Below are 798 nucleotides of genomic sequence, written 5' to 3' on the forward strand. Positions count from 1 at the left end.
AATTCTCCTGAGAAATTATCTTTTATGAGTGAAAATGAAAAACAGAGATATTTAGAATTACTAGATCAAAATTTTTCTTATATAGATAAAAATACAATACTTGATTTCTATAAAATCCCAGGTTTTAATTTTTTTTATCAAGTAGGAATTCTAAATTGCTTTAAAAATGAAAAACCACCATTTCAAATAACTTATATAGAAGATTATGATCCTTATAAAGATCAAATTTTAATTACTTACTATACTGGGGATGACAAAGATATAGAAAGTATTGTTGTGGATGGAGAAGAAGTATATGCAGATTATGAAAAGATAGTTAAATATGATTTTTTAGATAGAGTATTTTGCTACCAAAAAAGATTATGGATTCATATTCCAAAAAATGCTAAAGATAAGTTAGAAAATTTTATTGATGGTGAGCAAAGTAAAATAAGTTTTAATGGTAAACATCATCAAAATGTAAACATCCAAGACATCCGAAAAGAATTTCAAAAAAGACTACCAAAGAGTAATATTTGGCTTTTAATGGATAGAGACTATGAAGCAGATGATAATGCAGAACATTTATATAGATATATTATGCAAAATCATCCTGAGCAAGAAATAGTTTTTGCATTAAGAAAAGAAAGCTCAGATTGGGAAAGATTAGAAAAAGAAGGATTTAATTTAATAGAATTTGGGAGTTTTGAATTTGAAAGGATTATAAAAAAAGCCTCCAAAGTCATTAGTTCTCATTCTGATGAGTATTTGATGAGATATATTACACCTAGACAACAATTTATTTTTTTGCAGCATGGG

1 protein-coding gene is annotated in these 798 nt (G+C 26.1%); it reads left to right on the forward strand.

Annotated elements, in window-relative coordinates; genetic code table 11:
- Positions 1-798: CDP-glycerol glycerophosphotransferase family protein (locus tag L8X50_RS08210; protein ID WP_263660893.1), on the forward strand; the 798-nt coding region annotated here is incomplete at both ends.

The sequence above is a fragment of the Campylobacter sp. CNRCH_2013_0898h genome (genome assembly GCF_025772965.1).
In the GTDB taxonomy this organism is placed as follows: domain Bacteria; phylum Campylobacterota; class Campylobacteria; order Campylobacterales; family Campylobacteraceae; genus Campylobacter_D; species Campylobacter_D lari_D.